This window comes from Corallococcus sp. CA049B (assembly GCF_003611685.1).
Taxonomy (GTDB): Bacteria; Myxococcota; Myxococcia; order Myxococcales; family Myxococcaceae; genus Corallococcus; species Corallococcus coralloides.
On sequence record NZ_RAWC01000143.1, the window covers coordinates 1 to 22577 of the forward strand.

Consider the following 22577-nt stretch of genomic DNA (forward strand, 5'->3'; position numbering starts at 1 on the left):
GTGCGGGGGAGCGGGTTCCTTCAGGTGGGAAACACAGCGGTGCCGCGGAGCGTGCCCGGCTTCAACGCCGGAGCACGGAACCAGGATGGCGGCGGGCGTCCTGACCGCCTGTCTACGCGAAACAAGGACTCGTGGATTTCCGAGGGTAGGCAGGAACCTCCAGGAGGAAACGGGTCCGTGGCATTCCGGTCGCCTGCTTTGCGCGCGAGGTCCACCACGCGACAGAAGACACGGCTCTGGAGGGGAACGGAACGCATCCTCCTGGAACCATACCCCGCGGAAAGCAAAGCGGGGGCCCGCCCCGAGGGATGACGCGCGACTTGTGCCCCTGGCGGAGGGTTGTGGCCGGAGCGGATGGTCCAGGTCTCCCAGGGGACGGGAAAACGGGGCGGGCACCACCCGGGGGTGGTGGGTCCTGTCCCTCCCCGGCTCAGGGCTTCTTGGCCTCCCGGGCTTCGGTGTCGCCGCGCTCCAGCTTGCGGTAGAGCGTCTTGCGGTCCACGCCCAGGATGCGCGCGGCGAGCGTGCGGCTGCCGCCCACCGCCTCCAGCACGCGGTGGATGTAGCGGCGCTCCAGCTCCTCCAGCGTCACCAGCTCCGACGGGTCCGTGTTCTCCGGCACCACGCGCGGCGTGCTGTAGTTGCGGATGCGCTCCGGCAAGTCGTCCACCGTGAGCTGTTCGAAGGACGTGAGCGCCACGGCGCGCTCGATGCAGTTCTGCAGCTCGCGCACGTTGCCCGGCCACCCGTAGGCCAACAGGCGCTGCGCCGCCGCGGGGGACAGGCCCACCACCTTCTTGCCCGTGCGGGACGCGAACTGCTCCACGAAGCGCTGCGACAGCAGCAGCACGTCGTTGCCGCGCGCGCGCAGCGGGGGCAACTCCAGGCCAATGACGTTGAGCCGGTAGTAGAGGTCCTCGCGGAAGCGGTCCTCCTCCACCGCCAGCTCCAGGTCGCGGTTGGTCGCCGCGACGATGCGCGCGTCGAAGGGCGTCTCCGTGTCCCCGCCCACCGGGCGCACCACGCGCTCCTGCAAGGCGCGCAGCAGCTTCGGCTGGAGCGTCATGGGCAGCTCGCCCACCTCATCCAGGAACAGCGTGCCGCCGTGGGCCTTCACGAACAGGCCCGTGCGTGAGGCCTTCGCGTCGGTGAAGGCGCCCTTCGCGTGGCCGAACAGCTCGCTCTCCAGCAGTTGCTCCGGCATGGCCGCGCAGTTGATGGCCACGAAGGGCCCCTCCTTGCGCCGGCCCCGCGCGTGGAGGGCGCGCGCGGCCACCTCCTTGCCCGTGCCGCTCTCACCCGTAATCAGCACCGTGGCGTCCACGTCCGCCACCCGGTCGATGAGCGCGTACGCCTGCTTGAGCGCGGGGCTCTCCCCCACGAGCGCGCCGTCGTCCTGGCGCTGGTCCAGGGCCTGGCGCAGCCGGCGCACCTCCGCGCGCAGGGCGCGGTGTTGCACGGCGCGCTCCAGCACCAGCACCAGCGCGTCCAGGTCGATGGGCTTGGTGATGAAGTCGTAGGCGCCCGCGCGGATGGCGGCCACGGCCGTCTCCAGGCTGCCGAAGGCGGTGACCACGACCACGGGGATGTCCGGCCGGTTGAGCACGATGCGCTCGCACAGCGCCAGGCCGTCCATGCCCGGCATGCGCAGGTCGGTGAGGACGGTGTCGAAGTCCTCGGCGGCAAGCCGCTGGAGGGCCTCGTCCGCGGCGGCCACGGCCACGGGCTGGAAGCCCCGGCGCTGGAGGCCCTTCTCCACCATGGCGCGCATCTCGCGCTCGTCTTCGACAATCAGGATGCGGCCTGGCATGCGTGCGTCCCCGGCGGCAGGTAGATGGAGAAACAACTCCCACGGCCCGGCTCGCTTTTCACGTCAATCCAGCCGCCGTGGTCGCGCACCATCCCATAGGAGACGGACAAACCGAGCCCCGTTCCCTCGCCCACGTCCTTGGTGGTGAAGAAGGGCTCGAAGACATGGGGCAGCACGTCCGCGGGGATGCCCGAGCCCTCGTCCTCCACGTCCAGCCGCACCCAGTCCTGCTCGGCGCCGCCCACGTCCGCGGGCGGCGTGGCGCGCAGCACCTGCGAGCGCACGCGCAAGGTGCCGGGCTGGTTCATCGCGTGGAGGCCGTTCATCACCAGGTTGGTGAGCACCTGCTGGAACTGCCCCGCGTCCACCTCCACGGTGAAGCCCGGGGGCACCTCCTGGGACAGCATCACGCCCTTCTTGGTGGCCATGGGCTTGAGCAGCGACAGCGTGCGCTCCGCGAGCAGGGACAAGTCCTCCGGCGCGCGGGACGGCGTGCGGCGCCGGGCGAAGTCCAGGAGCTGCCGGATGATGCCGGTCATGTGCTGGGCCTGCTGGAAGATGATGCGGGCGCACTCGTTCACCTCGTCGCCCTCCGCCTCGCCGGAGGAGACCATCTTCGCGCGGCCCATGACGACGTTGAGCGGCGTGCCCAGCTCGTGCGCCACGCCGGACGCGAGCTTGCCCACGGTGGTGAGCCGGTCCGCGTGGCGCAGGTGCTCCACCGTGCGCAGGCGCGCCGCCGTCTCCACGGCCAGCCGCGCCCGCGTCTCCTCCAGCTGCTCACCCATCCGGTTCATGGCCACCGCCAGCGTCGTCAGTTCGTCGCCCTGCTCGCGCCTGAGGGGCACGCGCGCGGTGAGGTCGCCCTCGCCAATGCGTCCGGCCAGGTGCACCAGCTGCTCCACGGGCTGGCCCACCAGCTTGCGGCCCATGGCCATGGCGGCCAGGAGGAAGAACAGGGAGAGCGCCGCCGTGGCGATGAAGGTGCCCACCACGGTGGTGCGCACGTGCATCTCCTGTTCGGACATGGACTCGGTGATTTCAATGGCGCCCATGCGCCGGCCCAGGAACACCGGCGTGTACGAGCGCAGCACGCCCGGGCTGGTGGTGTTGTCCATCAGCCAGCCGTCGTTGCCCGCGCGCAGGCTGAGCAGCAGGGCCGGGGGCAGCGCCGGCGCGAAGCCGGAGCCCGGTCCACCGTCCAGCCACACCCAGCGCAGCCGCACCTGCTCCTGGAAGCGGTTGGCCTGGTGGAGGAGCGTGAGCGCCTCGGCCTCGCCCGCCAGCTGCCACGCCTTGCCAATGGAGCCGGCCAGCGTATGGCCCAGCAGGCGGTGGTCGTGCTGCGTGTCGATTTCCGACCGGGCGAGCTCCCGGTTGACCTGGAACGCCTGGAGCCCGGCCATCACGGCGACGGCGAGCAGCACGAGGGCCAGGGTGAATTTGCGAGCGAGCTTCACGGAAGAGGCAACCCCCGGTTCGTGCGTGAGGGGGAAGGAACACACGGACCGGGGAGGTACGCTACGGGTACCGCGGGTGCTGCGTCACGACAGTGTGTGGCTAGTTGCTGCTCGAGCCTTCGGCCGGAGCGGCGGGGGCCTTCTGGGAGGCGCCCTGCTTCGCCTTCTTCGCCTTGGTGCCGGCCTTCGCCTGGGCGGCGGGCGCGCTCTTGGCGGTCTTGGGGGCGGCCGCGAACGCGCCCATGGAGGCGAGGGACAGGGACAGGCCGAGGACCAGGGCGGAAGTGCGCTTCATGGAGAGGCTCCGTGTCATGCCCGCGAGGTGTGAAGTGGGGTGTGGGGTGCGGGGCTGACCGGGGCTAGAGCATTGGCCATGCCAAGGCACGCCCCAGAGTGGCGCGCTGCCAACGCGGGGCAGGATGTCCATGCATGCCTGGGGCACATTGCCCCGGCGGGGGCAGGATGCCCCGGCACCCCACGCGACCTGACGGATCCACGTCTCTTGAAGGCACGTGGCATGCGCCATGCTCCTCCGCACCTGAATGACGAACGCACCTCCGCGAGAAGAAGCCACGCACGCCCCGCGCATCCTGGTGGCCGAGGACGACGACGCGATGCGCGCGATGCTCGTGCGGACGCTCAAGCGCGCGGGCTACACGGTGGTGGAGGTGGAGGACGGCTTCGAGCTGGGTGACTACGTGGCGATGATGCAGGGCCACGGAGGCTCGCTCGCCCCGCCGGACCTCATCGTCAGCGACGTGCGCATGCCGGGGCGCACCGGGCTGGAGGCGCTCGGGAGGCTGCGCGCGCAGGGCATCGCGTGCCCGGTGCTGCTGCTCAGCGCCTTCGCGGACGAGGAGACGCACGCGGAGGCCCTGCGGCTGGGCGCCCGGCGGCTGCTCGACAAGCCGGTGGACCTGGACGTGCTGAAGGAGGCGGTGCGCGACGCGGTGGCGCACGCCTGAACAATCAGGCCGGTGTCCCCGCGTCGGCCGGCGGGGCCTCGGGAGCGGGCACGCCGTTGAGCTCCGCGCGCAGCCGCTCGCGGTCCAGTTCGTTCTCCCAGCGGGACACGACGATGCTGGCCACGCCGTTGCCAATGAAGTTGGTGATGGCGCGCGCCTCGCTCATGAACCGGTCGATGCCCAGGATGAGCGCCAGCCCCGCCACCGGCACGGACGGCACCACCGCCAGCGTGGCGGCCAGGGTGATGAAGCCCGCGCCCGTCACGCCGGAGGCGCCCTTGGACGTGAGCATCGCCACGCCCAGCAGCGTGGCCGTCTGCGTGAACGTCAGGTCCACGTTGAGCGCCTGGGCCACGAACAGCGCCGCCATGGTGAGGTAGATGTTGGTGCCGTCCAGGTTGAAGGAGTAGCCGCTGGGCACCACCAGGCCCACCACGGACCTGGAGCAGCCCAGCCGCTCCAGCTTCTGCATCAGCGGCACCAGCGCGGACTCGGACGACGACGTGCCCAGCACCAGGAACAGCTCCGCGCGGATGTAGCGCAGGAACTTCAGGATGGAGAAGCCCGTCACCCGCGCGACGAGCCCCAGCACGACGACGACGAAGAGCACGCACGCCAGGTAGAAGCACCCCATCAGGCGCAGCAGTGGGCCCAGGCTGGTGACGCCGTAGGCGCCCAGGGTGAAGGCCATGGACGCGCCCGCGCCAATGGGCGCCAGCTTCATCACCGTGCCAATCATGTGGAAGAAGGCCTTGGAGAGCGCCTCGAAGAGGACGACCACGGGCTTCGCCTGCGCGCCAATGGCCGTCAGCGAGAAGCCGAACAGCAGCGCCAGGAGCAGCACCTGGAGCAGGTCGCCCTCGCCGGTGAAGGCGTCCACGAAGGTGCGCGGGATGATGTGCAGGAGGAAGCCCAGGGTGGACTGGTCATGCGCCTGCTGGGCGAAGCGGGCCACGGCGCTCGCGTCCAGCGTGCGCGGGTCCACGTTGAAGCCGGAGCCGGGCTTGAGCACCGTCACCACCACCGCGCCGATGATGAGCGCGAACGTGGAGATGACCTCGAAGTAGAGCAGCGCCTTGCCGCCCACCCGGCCCACCTTCTTCATGTCCGCCACGTTGGCCACGCCCAGCACCACGGTCAGGAAGATGACCGGGGAGATGAGCGTCTTCACCAGCGCGATGAACCCGTCGCCCAGCGGCTTGAGCTTCACCGCCGTGGCCGGCGCGAAGTGGCCCAACAGGCCCCCCGCGAAGATGGCGGCCAGCACCCACAGGTAGAGGCGCGAGGGCTTGGAGTGGCCCGAGGCGGTATCGGCGCTCATGGTCGTGTGTCCCCCCTCAGGCCGACTTCTGCTCGGCTTCGTCCTTCTCGAACAGCTGCTCCAGCTCGCGGCGCGCGCGGACGATGACCTCCATCATCTTCTTCTCGTCCTTGAAGACCTTGGCGCTCTCCAGCATCAGGGCCTCGTCGTGCTCGCGGAAGCGCTCCACGGAGCGGCGGGCCTCCGCGTAGGTGAGGCCCAGCTCCTGGAGCACGTCGCCGGCCATGGTGAGGCTGGCGTCGAACGTCTCACGGATGAGGTGGGTGACGCCCAGGTCCAGCAGCCGGTACGCGTGCTCGCGGTTGCGAGCGCGCGCGTAGATGGTCAGGTGCGGGAAGTGCTCCTTCACCATCTGCGCGGTGCGCAGGGACGCGGCCATGTCGTCGATGGCCAGCACGAACACCTTCGCCTTCTCCGCGCGGGCGGCGCGCAGGAGGTCCAGCCGGGACGCGTCCCCGTAGAACACCTGGTTGCCGAAGCGCTGGATGAAGTCGATGTGCTCCGCGCTCGCGTCGATGGCGGTGAACCCGATGCGGCGGGCGCGCAGCAGGCGGGCCACCACCTGCCCCACGCGCCCCATGCCCGCGATGATGACCGGGTGGTCCTCCTCCGGGGACACGTCGTATTCGCGCTGCGGGCCCTTGTGCTTGAAGCGCGGCGCCACCCAGCCCTCGTGGACGGCGGACAGGAACGGCGTCACCACCATGGACAGGCCCACCACCAGCACCAGCAGGTCCGCCTGCTCGCGGTCCATCACGTGGAAGGACACGGCCAGGGAGAAGAGGACGAAGGCGAACTCACCGCCCTGCGAAATCACCACCGCCAGGCTCTCCGCGGAGCCCGGCTTCTTCAGCCCCACGCGCCCCAGCCCGTACAGCACCAGCGCCTTGAGGAACGTGAGGCCCAGCACCAGCGCCAGCACGCGCAGGGGCTCTCGCGCGAGCAGCGCCAGGTTCACGGACATGCCCACGGCGATGAAGAACAGGCCCAGCAAGAGGCCCTTGAAGGGCTCGATGTCCGCCTCCAACTCGTGGCGGTACTCGGACTCCGACAGCAGCACGCCCGCGAGGAACGCGCCCAGCGCCATGGACAGGCCCACGGCGCTGACCAGCGACGCGGTGCCCACCACCACGAGCAGCGCCGTCGCGGTGAACAGCTCCTGGCTGTGCACGGACGCCACCGCGCGGAACACCGGCCGCAAGAGGTAGCGGCCCGCCACCACCACCACCAGCACCGCGCCCACGGCCTTCACGGCCATCAGCCACCCGGCCTCCGTGGCCGGCGTGTCGGACGTGCCCAGCAGCGGCAGCGCGGCCAGGAGCGGGATGACGGCCAGGTCCTGGAACAGGAGGATGCCGAAGGCCAGCTGCCCGTGCTCGGTGGTGAGCTGGTTCTTCTCCCCGAGCAGCTGGAGCGCGAACGCGGTGGAGGACAAGGACAGGCCGAAGCCCGCGATGATGGCCGCGCCCCAGGACAGGCCCAGCACCTTCGACACGCCCGCGAGCAAGAGGCCCGTCAGCACCACCTGCGCGCCGCCCATGCCGAACACGGAGCGGCGCAGGTTCCACAAGCGCGACGGCTGCAACTCCAGGCCAATGACAAACAGCAGCAGCACCACCCCCAGCTCCGCGATGTGGAGGACGTTCTCCACGTCGGAGATGAGGCCCGCGCCATACGGCCCGATGGCCGCGCCCGCCGCCAGGTAGCCCAGCACGGAGCCCAGCCCCAGCTTCTTGAAGAGGGGCACGGCGACGACGGCGGCGGCCAGATACACCAGCGCCTGATGCAGGAAGGACATAAGGCGCCTGCATGGCACGCTGAAGGCCACCTCGGCAACAGGCGTGGGGTGCTGCTCAAGCCTGCTGGGCGGCCGTCAGGCGCGACCGCGCGGCGTCAGTGCTCGTAGGTGTCGCGCGGACGCGACATGCCACCGGCGGCGGCCGCCTGGGGCGCGGCGACGGGCATGCCGATGTGCGCCACGGGCAGCGTGAAGGTGAAGACGCTGCCGGTGCCCAGGATGCTCTCCGCGCGGATGGCGCCGCCGTGCGCCTCCACCAGGCCCTTGGCGATGGCCAGCCCCAGGCCGGTGCCGCGGGCGGCCGCGTCGCGCGCCTGCCAGTAGCGGTCGAAGATGTGCGGCAGCGCGTCCGGCGTGATGCCGTTGCCCGTGTCGCGCACGTCGAAGGACACCTCGCCGTTGCGCATCACCGCCTTCACCGCCAGCGTGCCGCCCGGCGGGGTGAACTTCACGGCGTTGCCCAGCAGGTTGCCCATCACCTGGAGCACGCGGCTGCGGTCGCACTTCACGCGCAGGCCCTCCGTGGGCAGGTCCGCCTCCAGGTGAAGCCCCTTGGCCTCCGCCAGCGGCCGGATGGCCTCCAGCGCCTCCGTGGCCAGCGCCACGGCGGTGTGCTCGCCCAATTCCAGCGGCAGGTGGCCCGCTTCCAGGCGGCCCCAGTCCAGGAGGTCGGAGATGAGCCGCGACATGCGCTCCGCCGCGTCGTTGATGCGCGTGGCCTGCTTGGCCACCGCCTCGCCGCCCGGCTTGCCCGCCGTGCCGCGCAGGAGCAGCGCCGCGCCCAGCTGCACCACGCCCAGCGGGTTCTTCAGGTCGTGCGACACCACCGCGAGCAGGTCCTCGCGCGCGCGCGCCGCCCGGCGGGACTCACCCACCAGCCGCGCGTTGTCGATGGCCAGGCTGGCGCGCAGGCACAGGTCCTCCGCCAGCGCCAGGTCGTCCGGGCCGTAGCGGCGGCCGGATCCGGAGCTCACGAACGTCACCGCGCCCAGCGTGTGGCCGCGCGCGCGCAGCGGGATGATCATGTACGAGCGCGCCTGCAACGCCTGCAGCATCGCCGGGTGCGCGGGCTCCGCCGCCGCCGCGCGCAGGAGCGACTCCGTCACCGCCGGCACCAGCTCCGGCTCGCCCGTGCGCAGCACGCGCAACAGGCCCACGGGCGCGTCCTCGCGGACCTCCATGCGCATGGGCAGGCTCCGGGCGCGCTCCTGCTGCGTCGGGTCCAGGCACGCCACCGCCGCGCGGCCCACCCACGGGCCCTGCTCCAGCGCGTCCACCAGGCACCAGTCCGCCAGGTCCGGCACCGCCAGGTGCGCGAGCAGCGTGTACATGCCCTGCGGATCCGGCGGGTGCGTGAACAGCGTCGTCATCGCCTGGTACAGGAAGGAGCGGCGGCGCTCGGCGGTCTCCACCTCCGCGCGCGCGGCCTGCTCCAGCTCCAGCGCGCGCGAATAGACGGCTTCGGCCTCCGTGAGCGCCCGCGCCGTCACCAGCACCGCCGGAGACGCCTCCGCGTCCGTGCCCAGCGGCGTGAGCACCAGCGCGTGCCGGTGGAGGCCCTGCGCTCCGGGCCAGGGCGCCTCCACGGTGGTGGACTCGCGCAGCGTCACCACGCGGACGCGCGCGGACTCCAGCGCGGCCAGCGCCTCCTGGGGCAGCCCCAGCTCGCTCCAGTGCCGGCCCGAAATCGCGCCCGCCTCGCGGCCGAGCGCGCGGGCGCCCGCCGCGCTGCACGACACCAGCCGGCCCGTCCCATCCAGCAGATAGGCAGGGTCGGGGATGGCGGCGAACACCGCTTCATAGGCCAGTCCGGTCGTGGGAGCGCTCATCGGGAGGAGGGGGCGTGGGGGTGCCCTGGATTGGACCCGATATTGACACTCCGTGCCAGGGCCGCCATTCCGGCCACGAACTCCGGCGGATGAGTTTCACTCAACCAACACTTCAGGGCAGCCGCCCCCCGGGCTGGAGCAGCGCCAGCAGCCTGCGGGCGATCTGCCCGAGCGGCAGGACCTCGTGCGCCAGGTTGGCGCTCACGACCACGGCGGGCATGCCGTAGACGACGGAGGTCGCTTCGTCCTGGGCAATGACCCGCCCCCCCGCCTGGTGCAGGTCCCGGATGCCATCCAGTCCGTCCTGACCCATGCCGGTGAGCACCACCGCCAGGGCCGTCTGCCCGTAGGCGCGGGCCACGGAGCGGAAGAGCCAGTTGGCGGACGGGCGGAAGCCCTGGATGGGCGCGGCGCCGGACACCTGCGCGCGGTGGTCCGTGGTGACGCCCAGGTGCTTGTCGTCCGGCGCCAGGTACACGGTGCCGGCGGTGAGGGGCTCGCCGTCCTCGGCCACCTTCACGCGCAGCTTCGTGGCCGAGCCCAGCCACGTGGCCAGGCCGGAGCCGAAGCCCAGCGCGATGTGCTGCACCAGCAGGATGGGGGGCGGGGGCGTGTCCCTGTCGCCCAGGTCGGACAGGATGCGGTAGAGCGCGGCGGGGCCTCCGGTGGACGCGGCCATCGCCAGCACGGCGGGCGGCCGGGTCCCGGGCGTGGGCGTGGACTCCAGTGGAGACGACGGCGTGATGGCGCGGTCCGGCCAGCGGCGCACCACCTTCACCTGGGCCATGGCCTTGAGCGTGTCGCGCAGGCGGCGGCTGTCCGCCTCGAAGTCCGGCGACTCCGGGCCCACCGGCTTCTGGAGCACCGCGAGCGCCCCGGCCCTCAGCGCGGCCATGGACGTCTGGATGTCGCGCTCCACCAGCGTGGACACCACCACCACCGGCGTGGGCACCTCCGTCATGATGCGGCGGGTGGCGTCCAGGCCGTCCATGCGCGGCATCTGGATGTCCATCGTCACCAGGTTCGGCTGCAGCCGCTGGCACAGCTCCACCGCCTCCAGGCCGTCCCGGGCCTCGCCCACCACGGTGAGCGCCGGGTCGGTGCGCAGGATTTCCACCAGCAGCCGCCGGGCGGTGGGCGAGTCCTCGGCCACCAGGATGCGCAACGGTTCGGTCTTCATAGCAGTCGCCTCAGGGTCTCCAGCAGACTCGTGGGGTCAAACGCGCTCTTCACGATGTACGCGCTCGCGCCGGCTTGCAGGCCGCGCGCCTTGTCCTCGGGCTTCTCACGCGACGTGACGAGCACCACCGGCACCCGCCCGAAGCGCGGAGAGGTGCGCACGGCCTCCGTCACCTGGAAGCCATCCATGCGCGGCATCTCCACGTCCATCACCATGGCGTCCGCGCCGCCCGCCTGGAGCCGCTCCCAGGCCTCCGCGCCGTCCGCGCACGCGACGACGTCGTAGCCCGCGCCCTCCAGGATGCTCTGCTCCAGCATGCGCGTCGTGGGCGAGTCGTCCGCCAGCACCACGCGCCGGCGCACCACCTGCTCCTTGGGCGTGGGGAAGAACTGGGCGGAGGGGCGTCCCCCCGCGGCCCGCACCAGCGACGCGGGGTTGAGCAGCAGCGCCATGCGCCCATCCGGCAGCACCGCCGCGGCGGCCACGTGCCGCGCGCGCTTCACGCGGCTGCCCAGCGAGCGCACCAGCACCTCCTGCTCCGCGATGACCTCGTCCACCACCAGCGCCGCCTGCGCGGTGCCCGCGGACAGCACCACCGCGGGGGGCCGCGTCTTCGGCGGCCCCGGGGGCAGCTCCAGCACGCCCGCGAGCGACGCCAGCGGCACCAGCGCCTCCGGCGTCACCCAGGACATGCGGCCCTCCACCTCGCGCACGTCGGAGGGCGCCAGGCGCAAGAGCCGGTCCACGCCCTCGCTGGCGAGCGCCAGCACCTGCCCGCCCGCGGACACCAGCAGCACGCGCAGGGTGCTCAGGGTGAGGGGCACGTCCAGCGTGAAGCGGGTGCCCTGGCCCGCCTTGAAGGCCACCTCCACGCTGCCGCGCAGGGCCTCCACCTGGGCGCGCACCACGTCCAGGCCCACGCCCCGGCCGGACACCGCCGTCACCTTCGCCGCGGTGGACAGGCCCGGCAGGAACACCAGCCGCGCCGCGTCCTCGTCGTCCTCGGGCGCCTCCATGCCCCGGGCCCGCGCGCGCTCGCGCAGGGACTCCAGGTCCAGGCCGCGCCCGTCGTCCTCCACCGCCACCTCCACCCGGCTGCCGCGGAGCCGCGCGGACAGCACCACGCGGCCCTCCTCCGGCTTGCCGTGGCGCGCGCGCTCCTCCGGCGCCTCCAGGCCGTGCGCCACCGCGTTGCGCACCAGGTGCAGCAGCGGCTCGCGCAGGGACTGCAAGAGCGAGCGGTCCAGCTCCAGCCCGCCGCCGTGCACCTCCATGCGCACGCGCCGGCCCAGGCCGTGCGCCACGTCGCGCGCGGCGCGCTCCAGGCCGGTGCAGCCCTCCTCGAAGGGGAGCATGCGCGCGCGGCGCACCTCATCATCCAGGCCGGTGGAGGACTGGAACAGCGCGCGGCGGTCCTGCGCCAGCACCCGCGCCACCCGCGCCAGCTCCAGCTCCACGCGGCGCAGCGTCGCCTCGGACTGCGTGCCGCGCACCCGCTCGCGCAGCCCCGTCACGTCGTCGCGCAGCGCCTCCAGGGACTCGGCGTGGCCCTCCAGGCGCAGCATCGCCACGCGCAGCTCCCCGCTGCGGCCCAGCAGCGCGTCCAGCTTCTGCCCGGACACGCGCACCGGCAGCGTCTCCCCGCTGGCCTGCGCGGGGACGGAGGGCTCCGGCTCGGCCTCCGCGGGCTTCTCCGCGGAGGCGGGAGCGGCGGGCTCCGGCTTCGGGGCGGGCCCCGGCGGCGTCCGGGAGGGCGTGCCGTGCGCGGCCTGCTCCAATTGGGGCAGCAGCGTCTCCAGCGGCGAGCCGGCCAGCTCCTGGCGCGAGGCCAGGCGGCGGCCCGCGTCGTCCAGCGCGTCCACGGTGGCGAAGCACAGCTCGAAGAGGTCCGGCGAGGGGGCGCGCCCGTGGATGAGCGGCTCCAGCACCTCCTCCATGCGGTGGCAGGCGTTCTCCACCATGCTGGCGCTGGCCGCGCGCGACGCGCCCTTCACGCTGTGCAGCGTGCGCAGGATGCCCGGGACGAGCTCCTTCGCGCGCGCCGGGGCCTGCTCCAGCGCGAGCAGGTCCCGGTTGAGGGACACGACGTGCCCCTCCAGCTCCTCCAGGAACGAGTCCAGCAGTGCCTGCGCCAGCCTGTCGCGATCCATGGGTTAGCGCCCGAACTCCCCGAGCAGCCCCTTGAGCTTCTGGCCCATGGCGTTGATGTCCTGCATCGCGCGCTCCGTCTGCCGCGACGAGATGAGCCCCTGCTGCGTGGCCTGGTTCACGTCGTGCATCGCCTGGCGGATCTGCCCGATGCCGGTGGCCTGCTGGTTGGCGGACGCGGCGATCTGCGCGGCCGTGAGCGACGCCTGCGTGAGCAGGTCCGCCAGCTGCTGGATGGTGGTGCCCGCCTCCGTGACGACGCGCGTGGCGGCGGACACGCTCTTGGTGCCCTCCTCCGTGGTCATCACCGCGCCGTGGGTGGCCTTCTGGATTTGCCCCAGGATCTGCCGCACCTGCGCGGTGGCCTTCTTGGACTGGTCCGCCAGGGCCTTCACCTCGGAGGCGACGACGGCGAAGCCGCGGCCGTGCTCGCCCGCGCGGCTGGCTTCAATGGACGCGTTGAGCGCGAGCATGTGCGTCTGCTCGGAGATGTCGTTGACGGTGGTGATGATGTCGCCAATGGCCTGGGCCTGCTCGGCCAGGGCGAGGATGCGCGACGCGATGGACTCCACCTGGTCGCGCACGGCGCCCATGGAGGACACCGCCTCCTCCACGGCGCGGCGGCCGGAGCGGCCCACCTCCTCGGAGTGACGGGCGGACTCGCTCACCGCGCGGGCGCGGCCGGCGGCCTCCTCCGACGTCTTGGTGATCTCCTCGATGGTGCTCACCGTCTCCGTGACGGCGGTGCCCTGCTCCTGGGCGCCGGCCACCTGCTCGGTGGTGCTGGCGAGGATTTCGGAGGACGCGCCGGCCAGCTGGTTGACGAACTCCGCCACGGTCTTGAGGGTGTGCTCGCGCTGCTCGGCCTGCTTCGCCAGCTGCACCTCCGCCTGCTGGCGGCGCTCCGCCATGGCGTTGAAGGCGCCGGCCAGGTCGGCCATCTCGTCCTTGCCGCGCACGTCGATGCGGTGGGTGAGGTCGCCCTTGCCCAGCTGCTCCGCGCCGAAGGTGAGCTTGCGCAGGGGGTCGGTGATGCCGCGGGTGATGACGAAGCTGCCCACGCCCACGATGGCCAGGCCCAGGAGGGTGCCCAGCGCCAGCACCCAGACGCTGCGCTGCGCGGCCTGGGTGGCGGCGTCGGAGTAGAGCTTCCAGCGCTCCTCCTCCGTGTCGCGCATCTCGAAGATGAGCTCCCGGATGCTCTCCATCTCCTTCTGGCCGCGGTTGGTCTTCACGATGGCCTGGGCCGCCTCGAAGCCCTGCTCACGGCGGACGCGGATGGTGTCCGCCAGCTCGTCCAGCTTGTTCAGGACCAGGGGCTCCAGCTTCGCGAAGCGGGCGCGCTGATCCGGGTAGCGGGCCATCACCGGGCGCAGGGCGTCCAGGTCCGTCCGCAGCTCGGCCATGGCGTTCTGGTACGGGCGCAGGTAGGTCTCTTCACCGGTGAGGATGAAGCCGCGCTGGCCGGTCTCCGCGTCCACGACGAGCGCGCGCACCTCGCGCAGCAGCTTGTAGTTGTTGTGGGCCTCCAGCAGGCCCTCGGTGGTGGTGGTGAGCTGCTGGGCGCCCTGGAAGGCCACGCCAGCGATGATCAGCAGGACCAGCAGGGACAGCCCGAAGCCCAGCGCGATGCGATTCCCGATGCTCATGCGACTCCTTCTTCGGAAAGCTCGAACACGAGACGCTCGTCGCCAAGGAGGGCCTCTCCCTCCAGGACGAGCGTGCCGTCGGGGCTGACGCCGGACACCAGCGCGCCCGCTTCCTCTTCCAGGGAGGGGGGCGCGGGCAACAGCTCCGTGCCCGTCAGCACCGCCACCTCCGTCACCTCATCCGTGCGCAGGCCCAGCTCCGCGCGGGCCGTGCCCACCACCAGCACGGGGCCGGCGCCCTGCGCCGCGGGCCGGCCGAACAGCGGGGCCAGCTCCACCACGGGCAGCACCTCGCCGCGCAGCAGCGTCAGGCCGCGCAAGAGCGGCGGCGCGCCCGGCAGCAGGGTGAGCTCCGGCGCGCGCAGGACCTCCAGGATGAAGCGCGACTCCAGGGCATACATCTGGCCCGCGGCCCGGAAGCGCACCACCTCCCGCTGGCTGCCGGGCAGCACGGGGAGCTCCGGCGGGCGGGCCAGGGAGAGGGCGCGCGCGTCGAGCGCGGCGAGGGCCGCCTCGTCGGTGAAGGAGTCGCGCGCCTCGGTGGCGCGCTCCAGCGCCTCCAGCCGGGCCCGGGCCTTGTCCCAGTCGATGTTTCCCTCGCGCTTCGGCATCCGCTCGCCTCTTTAGACTTCTGTCCGCTCCAGGCGCCGCCACTCCGCGCGGGCCACGTCCGCCAGCGCCCCGGCCCGCTCACCTTCCGCCAGCGGCACCAGCGCCTCTGGCGACAGCTTCCGGCACAGCCCTTCCGCCTCGCGGTAGGCCCGGGCGGCGGCGGCGGCCTGGTCCTGCCGGCGCAGCACGTGGCCCAGGAGCAGGTGGCCCACCTCGAGCCCCGGCTCCAGGTAGAGCGCCTGCCGGGCGGATTTCTCCGCGTCGGACACCCGCGCCTGTCCCAGGAGCAGCAAGGCCTCCAGATACCGCAGACCGGCGACCAGTGGGTGACGAACCGAGGCCTCCTCGCAGGCGAACAGCGCCGCGCGCGGATCCAGGTTGGCCAGTGCACGAACCGCGGCCAGGGCGCCTTCCGGGTCGGCCGATTGGGCCCCTGCCCGCCGGGCCGCCTCACGCCAGTCGCCGCGGGCCAGCGCCGCCCGCACGGCCTCCAGGGCCTCCACGCTGAGCGTGAAGCGGGTCCGGGGGCCGGACGTGGACGCATCCGCGGTGCGAGCCGCCGGTGGCCCCGAAGCGGGAGCGCCGCCGGACAGGGCTCCGCCCGACGAGGACGCGACCCTGCCGGAGGTCCCGAGGCCCGGAGTGGGAGCTCCGCCGCCGGGAGGCCCGAGGCCCGAAGCGGGAGCACCGCCGGAGGAGCCGGGGGCCGCCGCCACGGGGAAAGACCCGGCTCCGGGACGTCCACCGGGAGTCGCGCCCGGCGCGCCCACGGTGAAGGGCGTGCCATCCGCGCGCAGCGGTGCCAGGGGCTGGAGCGGGACGAAGTGCCCGGCGTCCGAGCCGGCCAGGGGCTTGCGGTACAGCACGCCCCACTCCGTGAGGACGGGCTCGAACGGCGCGTAGTCCCCGAGCGGCGGATCCGACGGGCCCGTGAACAGGTACCCGCCGTCGTTCAGCGACGCATGGAGCCTGCGCGCCACGCCCTCGATGGTGGCGCGGTTGAAGTAGATGAGGACGTTGCGGCAGAAGACGACGTCCAGCTGCCACAGGCCGCTCTCCGCGGAGGGCCACGTCTCCAGCGCCAGGTTGAGGTAGCTCAGCTGCACGTGGCGCTTCACGTCCTGCGACAGCAGGTAGTGGCGGCCCTCCTGCTTGAGGTGGGGGCGCATGCGGTCCGCGGAGGGGCCGCGCAGGGACCAGTCCGTGTAGCGGGCCTTCTGGGCGCGCTGGAGCGCGGTGCGCGACACGTCCGTCGCGCGCACCGTCATGTGGTCCTCCCAGCCCTCGGCCATCAGCAGCGCGGCGATGGAGTAGGGCTCCTCGCCGGAGGAGCACGCCGCGCTCCACGCGCGCAGCAGGTGGTCCGGCCCCTGGCGCTCGCGCAGCTCCGGCAGCACCACGCGGCGCAGGTGGTCGAAGTGCTCGTGGGTGCGGAAGAAGTACGTCTCCCCGATGGTGAGCTCGGTGAGCAGGTCGTCCAGGAGCGCGTTGTCGAACGACAGCTCGCGCAGGTAGACCTCCACGTCGTCCTGGTTGGCGCGGGCCATGGCGCGCTGGATGCCTTCCAGCGCGGCGGCCAGGCAGCTGGGCGCGGCGAGCCCCGCGCGCTCCTCCACCAGGGCGAGCACCTCCTTGAAGCCCGAGGGGAGGACGCCGCCAATCAAGCGGGCTCCGGGAGGGCTCCGAGCGCGGTGTCGAGTTGCAGGGCCTCCGCCTCGGAGAGGAACGAGCGCAGGTCGTGCACGAGCACCAGCCCGTCCGGGAGCTTCGCGGCCCCGGCCACGTACCCCACGCCCGGCAGCTCCCGGGGGGACGGGTCCCACTCCCCGGGGGTGACGGCGTGCAGCCCTTCGGCCCGGTCCACGCGCATCGCCACCGGCCGTCCACCGGCGGAGGCGACGATGAAGTGGTCCATGGGGGACAGGGCGCGAGCGGGGTGGCGGAAGCGGCGGCGCAGGTCCAGCACGGGCAAGAGCTCCCCGCGCAGGTTGAGCAGGCCCTCCACCACGTCGGGGGCCTGGGGCAGGGGCGTGAGGCGCGCGGCGCGCACCAGCTCGCGCACATCCTCCACGGGCAGGCCGTAGCGCTGCCGCTCCAGGGTGAACAGCAGGACTTCCTGTGGGCGGGCCTCCGAGGGGGGATTCATGGATGCGCGTCGCAGGCTACAGGACGCAAGGCACCCTGGGGATTCAGGATGTTGGCCCGTCTTCCAGACAACGCTCCGGGGGAGAGGGAGCGTTGTCCGGCCTCAAGCCAACGCCCGGCGGAGCGCCCGGAGTCCCGGAAGGAAACGCTTTTTCGTGCGGGCCGTCCTCAGGGGACAGTCGCCAGCAGGCACGGGGCCGGGCATCGTGAGGCACATGGTTCAGCACGTCATCGTCGTGGGCGCGGGCCCGGGGGGCCTGACGGCCGCCATCAACCTCGCGGGGCAGGGCTTCCGGGTCACCGTGGTGGAGAAGGACGCGGTGCCCGGCGGCCGGATGAAGGGGCTCACGCTGGGCGAGAGCGGCGAGTACGCGGTGGACACCGGCCCGTCCATCCTCCAACTGCCGGGCATCCTGAAGCAGATCTTCCAGCGCGCGGGGAAGCGGCTGGAGGACTACGTCACGCTGGTGCCGGTGGACCCGAACACGCGCGTGCACTTCTGGGACGGCACGCACCTGGACACGCGGCGGGACCTGGAGCGGATGGGCCAGGACCTGGAGAGGTTCGGCGCGGGGAAGGGGCGCGCGCTCCAGGAGTGGATGGAGGACGGGAGGAAGAAGTACGCGCTCGCGTACGAGAAGTTCATCTGCACGAACGCGGGCAGCCTGGACTACTACGCGCCCTGGAGGCTGGCGCCCACGCTGCGCTTCAAGCCGTGGCAGACGCTCTACCGGCAGCTGGATTCGTTCTTCCACGATGACCGGATGACGTACGCGCTGGCGTACCCGTCGAAGTACCTGGGGCTGCACCCGACGACGTGCTCCTCGGTGTTCAGCGTGATTCCGTTCATCGAGCTGTGCTTCGGCGTGTGGCACGTGCAGGGCGGTTTCCGGGAGCTGTCACGAGGAATGATGAAGTGCGCCCAGGACCTGGGCGTGACGTTCCGGATGGGCACGGCGGTGGAGCGGGTGCGCACGGAGGCCGGGCGCGCGGTGGGCGTGAAGCTTCAGGGCGGCGAGGTGCTGGACGCGGACGCGGTGGTGGTGAACGCGGACCTGGCGTACGCGGCGCAGAAGCTGCTGGCGCCGGAGCTGCGGGAGGGCTCGAGGCTGTCGGACGGAGCGCTGGAGCGGGCGAAGTATTCGTGCAGCACGTTCATGGCGTACTACGGGTTGGACACGACGTACGCGGACCTGCCGCACCACCTCATCTACCTGTCGGAGAGCGCGAGGCGCACGGACAAGGACGCGCTGGAGGACCGCACGGTGGACGTGGACGACCCGCCCTTCTACGTGTGCAACCCGGGAGTGACGGACGGCACGGGAGCACCGAAGGGGCACTCCACGCTGTACGTGCTGGTGCCCACGCCCAACACGGCGCGCCCGGTGGACTGGGCGAAGACGGAGGCGACGCTGCGCGAGCGCATCCCGAAGATGCTGGAGAAGGTGGGCATCAAGGGATTGCGAGAGCACGTGAAGGCGGAGCGCTACTTCACGGCGGAGACGTGGAGGGACGACTTCAACGTGTTCCGGGGAGCGGTGTTCAACCTGTCGCACACCTGGATGCAACTGGGCCCGCTGCGGCCCCGCGTGAAGAACGCGCAGGTGGAGGGGCTGTACTTCGTGGGCGGAGGGACGCACCCGGGCAGCGGGCTCTTGACCATCATGGAGAGCGCGAACATCGCGGCGGACTACCTCACGCGTGAAGCCGGCAAGGGTCCGCTGAAGGGCTGGCCGTACGTGCCGCCCATGGAGGACGCCGAACCGCTCCGGATGGCCCGGAGCGGCTGAAGGACACGCGCCGGGTCATCCCATGTCAGACCTCCCCGCTAGGTTCGGCGACATCGTCGAAGCAGGGGGGACATCATGGGGCTGGATTGGAAGACCTTGCTGTGTGACACGCGGATCCGCGAGGCCATGGGTGGACGGGCCTCTGCACCGCTGGAGGATGATGGCCGGACCGAGTTCGATAGGGATTATGACCGGACGGTCTTCTCCACACCGGTCCGGCGCCTGAAGGACAAGACCCAGGTGTTTCCGCTGGATCCGAACGACGCGGTCCGGACGCGCCTGACGCATTCCCTGGAGGTGTCGACATTGGCCCGGGGGCTCGCGCGTGGCGCGGCCCGTTGGATGTGGCGCGAGGGCCACATCGATTCCAGCCAACGGGTCCTCGACATTGAAGCCATCGCGGCGACGTGCGGCCTCATTCACGACCTGGGAAATCCTCCATTCGGTCATGCGGGCGAGGAGGCCATCAGCAGCTGGTTCAAGAAGCGCTTCGGCGAGACGGGCCAGGGGCTCTACCCTGGGACGAAGACGGCTCCTGGACGTGACGGCCAGCTCCGGAATGATTTCTTGCGGTTCGAAGGAAACGCCCAGACGCTGCGCATCGTGTCGCGCCTTCAACTGCTCGCGGACTCCTACGGGCTGAACCTGACGGTGGGCACGCTGTCGGCCGCGATGAAGTACACGGCCGCTTCGGATGAGACGTCCGACACGGGGCCCGCCGACAGGAAGAAGCCCGGTTATTTCGCCTCGGAGCAGCCCCTTGTGGACAGGATCCGGTCGCTCACCGGAACGGGCGCTGCGCGCAACCCCATCGCGTTCCTCGTCGAGGCCTGTGACGACATGGTCTACGCGACCGTGGACCTGGAGGATGGGGTGAAGAAGGGCATCGTGAGCTGGCACGAGGTCGAAGCCTTCCTGGCGGGGAACGACGATTCGGGCATGGCGCAGCGCATCCTCAAGAGTGTCCATGAGTACATCGAGAAAGCGGACACGCCGCTGGCAGGGCGGGCTCAGGACGAAGCCCTCGCGCAGCACTTCCGGACGCTGGTCATTGGAGAGGCCAAGAAGGAGGTCCTCGCGGCCTTCCGGCGGCACTACGCCCGGCTCATGCAGGGAGAGGCGCTGACACAGGGCGACCTCATCAGCGCGAGTGGGGCGGCCCGCCTCATCGAGGTGTGCAAGAAGTTCGGGCGCGAACACGTCTACAACGCCCCGGAGACGCTCCGCCTGGAGACCCTGGGCCGCCGTGTCATCCACGGATTGATGGACATCTTCTGGGAGGGGGCTCATGGATGTCCGGACCCGGTGGACACCACAAGCAAAGCCTGGAAGAAGTTCAACAAAAGCCCTGAAGGCAAGGTCTACAACCTGCTGTCGAAGAACTACCGGACCGCGTTCGAATCCGCCTCCAAGAACTCGAGCCTCCCTCCGCTGTACCACCGCTACCAGTTGGTGACTGACTACGTCTGTGGAATGACAGACACCTTTGCTTGCGACCTCCATGCGCAGCTCACCCACGGATAGCGCGGTCATCCACGATCCCGTGGGGGTCCTGCGCAGGCGTCTGAGCGACTTCGTCACCCGCGTGCCGCATCCCTGGCATGGGGCGATGCGGACGCTCCTGGACGTCTTCCGTGAGCATGACTGGCAGGTCTTCGTCTTTGGCGGCACGTTGAGGGACCTGCTGGCCGTGTCGGCGACGGCGGCGCCCCGGGACGTGGATCTGGTCGTGGCGGGGACGACGGGGGATACGCTCCGGAAGGCGTTCTCTCGGGAACTGGTCCGGGTCAACCGGTTCGGGGGGTTGCGCCTCCAGGTCCAGAAGCTCCCGGTGGACATCTGGACCCTGGAGTCCACCTGGGCCTTCCAGCAGAGGCTTGTTCCCGGAGGGGACTTCGCGCACCTGCCGAGGACGACCTTCCTCAACGTGGAGGCCGTCGCCGCGGAGCTGGACACCCGGAAGGGGCGTGCGCGCCAAGTGTACGGAGACGCATTCTTCCGTGCGGTGCGCGAGCAGGTGCTCGAAATCAACCTGGAGGAGAACCCCTACGAGGGCCTCTGTGTGGTCCGGTCCCTGCTCACGGCGCGGAAGCTCCACTACGCACTGGGGCCCCGGCTGGCGCGCTACGTTGCCCATCATGGCTCCCGCATCGACGCGGCGGAGCTGGAAGCCATTCAGCTCTCCCATTACGGGCGCATCCGTCTCGACCGGGACCAGCTGATGCGGCTGATCCGGATCGTGAGTGGGAGGGTGACGGCCACGAGGCCGAGGCCCGTCGAGCTGCCCCGGGTGCGTCAGCTCGAATGGAAGCTGCCGCGCCCCCAGCAACTCGACTGGCACTCCCGGGAGTGGAGGTCCACGTCCCGGGACGAGCCCGCCTTGCAGAGCACCGGCTGACCCTCTTCAGGGGCGGCAGCTCACCTCCACGAGGATGCCGCCCGGGGCGCGGCAGTAGACGAGGGTGCCCCGGTTGTTGCGGATGACGTCGGACACCTCCAGGCCGTCCGCCTTCACGCGCTCATGGAAGGCGAGCACGGGGGCCTCGGAGTCCTGGAGGAAGCCGACGTGGAAGTCCTCGGGGAAGACGTCGGAGTCGCGCTTGCGGCGCTGGAGGATGAGCACGAAGCCATCCGCCCCGCCGAGCATGGCGATGGCGGGCGAGTCATGGTTCTTCGCGTGCGACGTGAAGCCGCAGTAGCGCGTGAAGAAGCGGGCGGTGGCCTGGACGTCGGGGACCTGCAGATCAAGGTGATTCAGCTTCATGGTGGGCCTCGCGAAGGCACACGAATGCCTTCGAAGGGCCGTGGGTCCTGAATCCCGAAGGAGACGGACAAGTGCTTCCACCATGGAAGTGACCGGGGCTCACCGAACCGGTCCGCCGTTTTTCGACCGGGGTGAAGGCTAACTCAATGGCAGACGGAATGCCAGACTACGACACGTACCGCTCCGCCAGCTCCGACACCTGCCCCGTCGCCTGCTCCACCGCCGTCGCCGCCTCCTGCGTCGTGCCCAGCTGCCGCAGCGTCGCGGCCATCAGCTCGTCCATCTCACTCACCGCGCTGAACAGCTGATCCACGCCCGCGTGCTGCTGCGCCACCGCTTCGGCGATCTGCCGCACCGCCGACGCGGACTCGTGCGTCAGCTTGATGAGCTCCCGCAGCCGCTCGCCGCTCTTGCGCAGCGGCACCAGCGCCGCCTGCACGCCCGCGGAGCTCTTGTCCGCCGTCACGACCGCCTCGCCCGTGGCGGTCTCCATGCCCTCCAGGAGGCCACGCACCTGTCCCGTCGCCTTGATGGACTGGTCCGCCAGCTCGCGCATCTGCCGCGCCACCACCGCGAAGCCCCGGCCCTGCTCGCCCGCGCGGCTCGCCTCGATGGCCGCGTTGATGGCCAGCATGTGCGACTGGTCCGCCAGCGACTTCACCACCTCCGACACCCGGCCCACCTCGCGGGCGCGCGTGCCCAGGTCCACCACCTGCTGATTCAGGCCGTGCGTCAGGCCCCGGATGTCGTCGAGCCCCTGCTCCGTGCCCGCCAGCGACTCCTCGCCCAGCTTGCCCATCGCCGCGGCGCGCTCCGCCACCTGCAGGACGCTCCCCGCGCGGCTCGCCGCCAGCTTCGACATCTGCTGGATCTCCTGCGCCGTCGTGCGCGCCTGGTGGATGGCCGACGCCTGCCGAGACAACGTCCGGTTCTGCTGGTCGCTCGCCTCCGTCAGCCGCGTGCCCGCCTTCGCCAGGTGCCCCGCGGACGAGCTCAGCGCCCGGGGCAGCTCCTGCAATTGTTCATAGAGCAGCCACGTGCGCGCGGACAGGTCCCCCAGCTCATCCGTGGACACCCACTGCGGCGGCGCCGCGCGGCCCTCCACC

At 71.4% G+C, this 22577-nt stretch carries 18 protein-coding genes; 4 read left to right on the top strand and 14 right to left on the bottom strand.

All coding sequences use genetic code 11. The features are described 5' to 3' along the window. Positions 1 to 430: 430 nt before the first annotated feature. The 3 genes from D7W82_RS26335 to D7W82_RS40635 form a co-directional block, all read right to left on the bottom strand. The gene (locus D7W82_RS26335; RefSeq protein WP_120620990.1) at positions 431 to 1810 is read right to left on the bottom strand and encodes a sigma-54 dependent transcriptional regulator; all 1380 of its coding nucleotides are present in this window, start codon (positions 1808 to 1810) and stop codon (positions 431 to 433) included. Beyond that, positions 1792 to 3270, bottom strand: a complete 1479-nt coding sequence (locus tag D7W82_RS26340) for a sensor histidine kinase (protein ID WP_120620991.1) — start codon at positions 3268 to 3270, stop codon at positions 1792 to 1794. The genes D7W82_RS26335 and D7W82_RS26340 overlap by 19 nt, the downstream gene beginning before the upstream one ends. Positions 3271 to 3370: 100 nt before the next feature. After that, the gene (locus tag D7W82_RS40635) at positions 3371 to 3565 is read right to left on the bottom strand and encodes a hypothetical protein (RefSeq protein ID WP_158617730.1); all 195 of its coding nucleotides are present in this window, start codon (positions 3563 to 3565) and stop codon (positions 3371 to 3373) included. 247 nt (positions 3566 to 3812) lie between these two features. On the opposite strand from D7W82_RS40635, the gene D7W82_RS26350 reads away from it, so the two are divergent. Beyond that, on the top strand, positions 3813 to 4235 hold the full coding sequence (locus D7W82_RS26350) for a response regulator (protein ID WP_120620992.1): 423 nt from the start codon (positions 3813 to 3815) through the stop codon (positions 4233 to 4235). 4 nt (positions 4236 to 4239) lie between these two features. On the opposite strand, the gene dctA is transcribed toward D7W82_RS26350, so the two are convergent. The 9 genes from dctA to D7W82_RS26395 all read right to left on the bottom strand — a co-directional run bounded on the left by dctA (position 4240) and on the right by D7W82_RS26395 (position 16918). After that, on the bottom strand, positions 4240 to 5556 hold the full coding sequence (gene dctA / locus D7W82_RS26355) for a C4-dicarboxylate transporter DctA (protein ID WP_120620993.1): 1317 nt from the start codon (positions 5554 to 5556) through the stop codon (positions 4240 to 4242). A gap of 16 nt (positions 5557 to 5572) precedes the next feature. Beyond that, positions 5573 to 7354 (bottom strand): monovalent cation:proton antiporter-2 (CPA2) family protein, encoded by a 1782-nt coding sequence (locus tag D7W82_RS26360; protein ID WP_120620994.1) that lies wholly within the window; start codon positions 7352 to 7354, stop codon positions 5573 to 5575. Positions 7355 to 7449: 95 nt separating this feature from the next. After that, positions 7450 to 9183: an ATP-binding protein gene (locus D7W82_RS26365; RefSeq protein ID WP_120620995.1), complete on the bottom strand. Its 1734-nt coding sequence runs from the start codon at positions 9181 to 9183 to the stop codon at positions 7450 to 7452. A 112-nt stretch (positions 9184 to 9295) separates the two neighbouring features. Continuing rightward, positions 9296 to 10363: a chemotaxis-specific protein-glutamate methyltransferase CheB gene (gene cheB, locus D7W82_RS26370; RefSeq protein WP_120620996.1), complete on the bottom strand. Its 1068-nt coding sequence runs from the start codon at positions 10361 to 10363 to the stop codon at positions 9296 to 9298. Continuing rightward, on the bottom strand, positions 10360 to 12513 hold the full coding sequence (locus tag D7W82_RS26375) for a response regulator (protein WP_120620997.1): 2154 nt from the start codon (positions 12511 to 12513) through the stop codon (positions 10360 to 10362). The genes cheB and D7W82_RS26375 overlap by 4 nt, the downstream gene beginning before the upstream one ends. A gap of 3 nt (positions 12514 to 12516) precedes the next feature. Continuing rightward, positions 12517 to 14160, bottom strand: coding sequence for a methyl-accepting chemotaxis protein (locus D7W82_RS26380; protein WP_120620998.1), 1644 nt, complete (start codon positions 14158 to 14160; stop codon positions 12517 to 12519). Beyond that, positions 14157 to 14771, bottom strand: a complete 615-nt coding sequence (locus D7W82_RS26385; RefSeq protein ID WP_120620999.1) for a chemotaxis protein CheW — start codon at positions 14769 to 14771, stop codon at positions 14157 to 14159. Before D7W82_RS26385 ends, D7W82_RS26380 begins: the two co-directional genes overlap by 4 nt. Before the next feature lie 12 nt (positions 14772 to 14783). Continuing rightward, entirely contained in the window at positions 14784 to 16436 is a 1653-nt protein-coding gene (locus D7W82_RS26390) for a protein-glutamate O-methyltransferase CheR (RefSeq protein WP_120621000.1), read from the bottom strand. Further along, a complete protein-coding gene (locus tag D7W82_RS26395) occupies positions 16433 to 16918 on the bottom strand; it encodes a chemotaxis protein CheW (RefSeq protein ID WP_120621001.1) in 486 nt (161 codons plus the stop codon). The genes D7W82_RS26390 and D7W82_RS26395 overlap by 4 nt, the downstream gene beginning before the upstream one ends. A gap of 214 nt (positions 16919 to 17132) precedes the next feature. On the opposite strand from D7W82_RS26395, the gene D7W82_RS26400 reads away from it, so the two are divergent. The 3 genes from D7W82_RS26400 to D7W82_RS26410 all read left to right on the top strand — a co-directional run bounded on the left by D7W82_RS26400 (position 17133) and on the right by D7W82_RS26410 (position 21105). Next, positions 17133 to 18707 (top strand): NAD(P)/FAD-dependent oxidoreductase, encoded by a 1575-nt coding sequence (locus D7W82_RS26400; RefSeq protein ID WP_120621002.1) that lies wholly within the window; start codon positions 17133 to 17135, stop codon positions 18705 to 18707. Positions 18708 to 18782: 75 nt separating this feature from the next. Next, a complete protein-coding gene (gene dgt / locus D7W82_RS26405) occupies positions 18783 to 20231 on the top strand; it encodes a dGTP triphosphohydrolase (protein ID WP_120621003.1) in 1449 nt (482 codons plus the stop codon). 85 nt (positions 20232 to 20316) lie between these two features. Beyond that, entirely contained in the window at positions 20317 to 21105 is a 789-nt protein-coding gene (locus D7W82_RS26410; RefSeq protein ID WP_147439538.1) for a hypothetical protein, read from the top strand. Between the two features lie 6 nt (positions 21106 to 21111). Here D7W82_RS26410 and D7W82_RS26415 read toward each other — a convergent pair whose 3' ends face one another. Together D7W82_RS26415 and D7W82_RS26420 are read right to left on the bottom strand one after the other, a co-directional pair. Beyond that, positions 21112 to 21471, bottom strand: coding sequence for a VOC family protein (locus tag D7W82_RS26415; RefSeq protein WP_120621005.1), 360 nt, complete (start codon positions 21469 to 21471; stop codon positions 21112 to 21114). A 166-nt stretch (positions 21472 to 21637) separates the two neighbouring features. Beyond that, on the bottom strand, positions 21638 to 22577 hold a 940-nt coding region (locus D7W82_RS26420), incomplete at its 5' end, for a methyl-accepting chemotaxis protein (protein ID WP_233587941.1).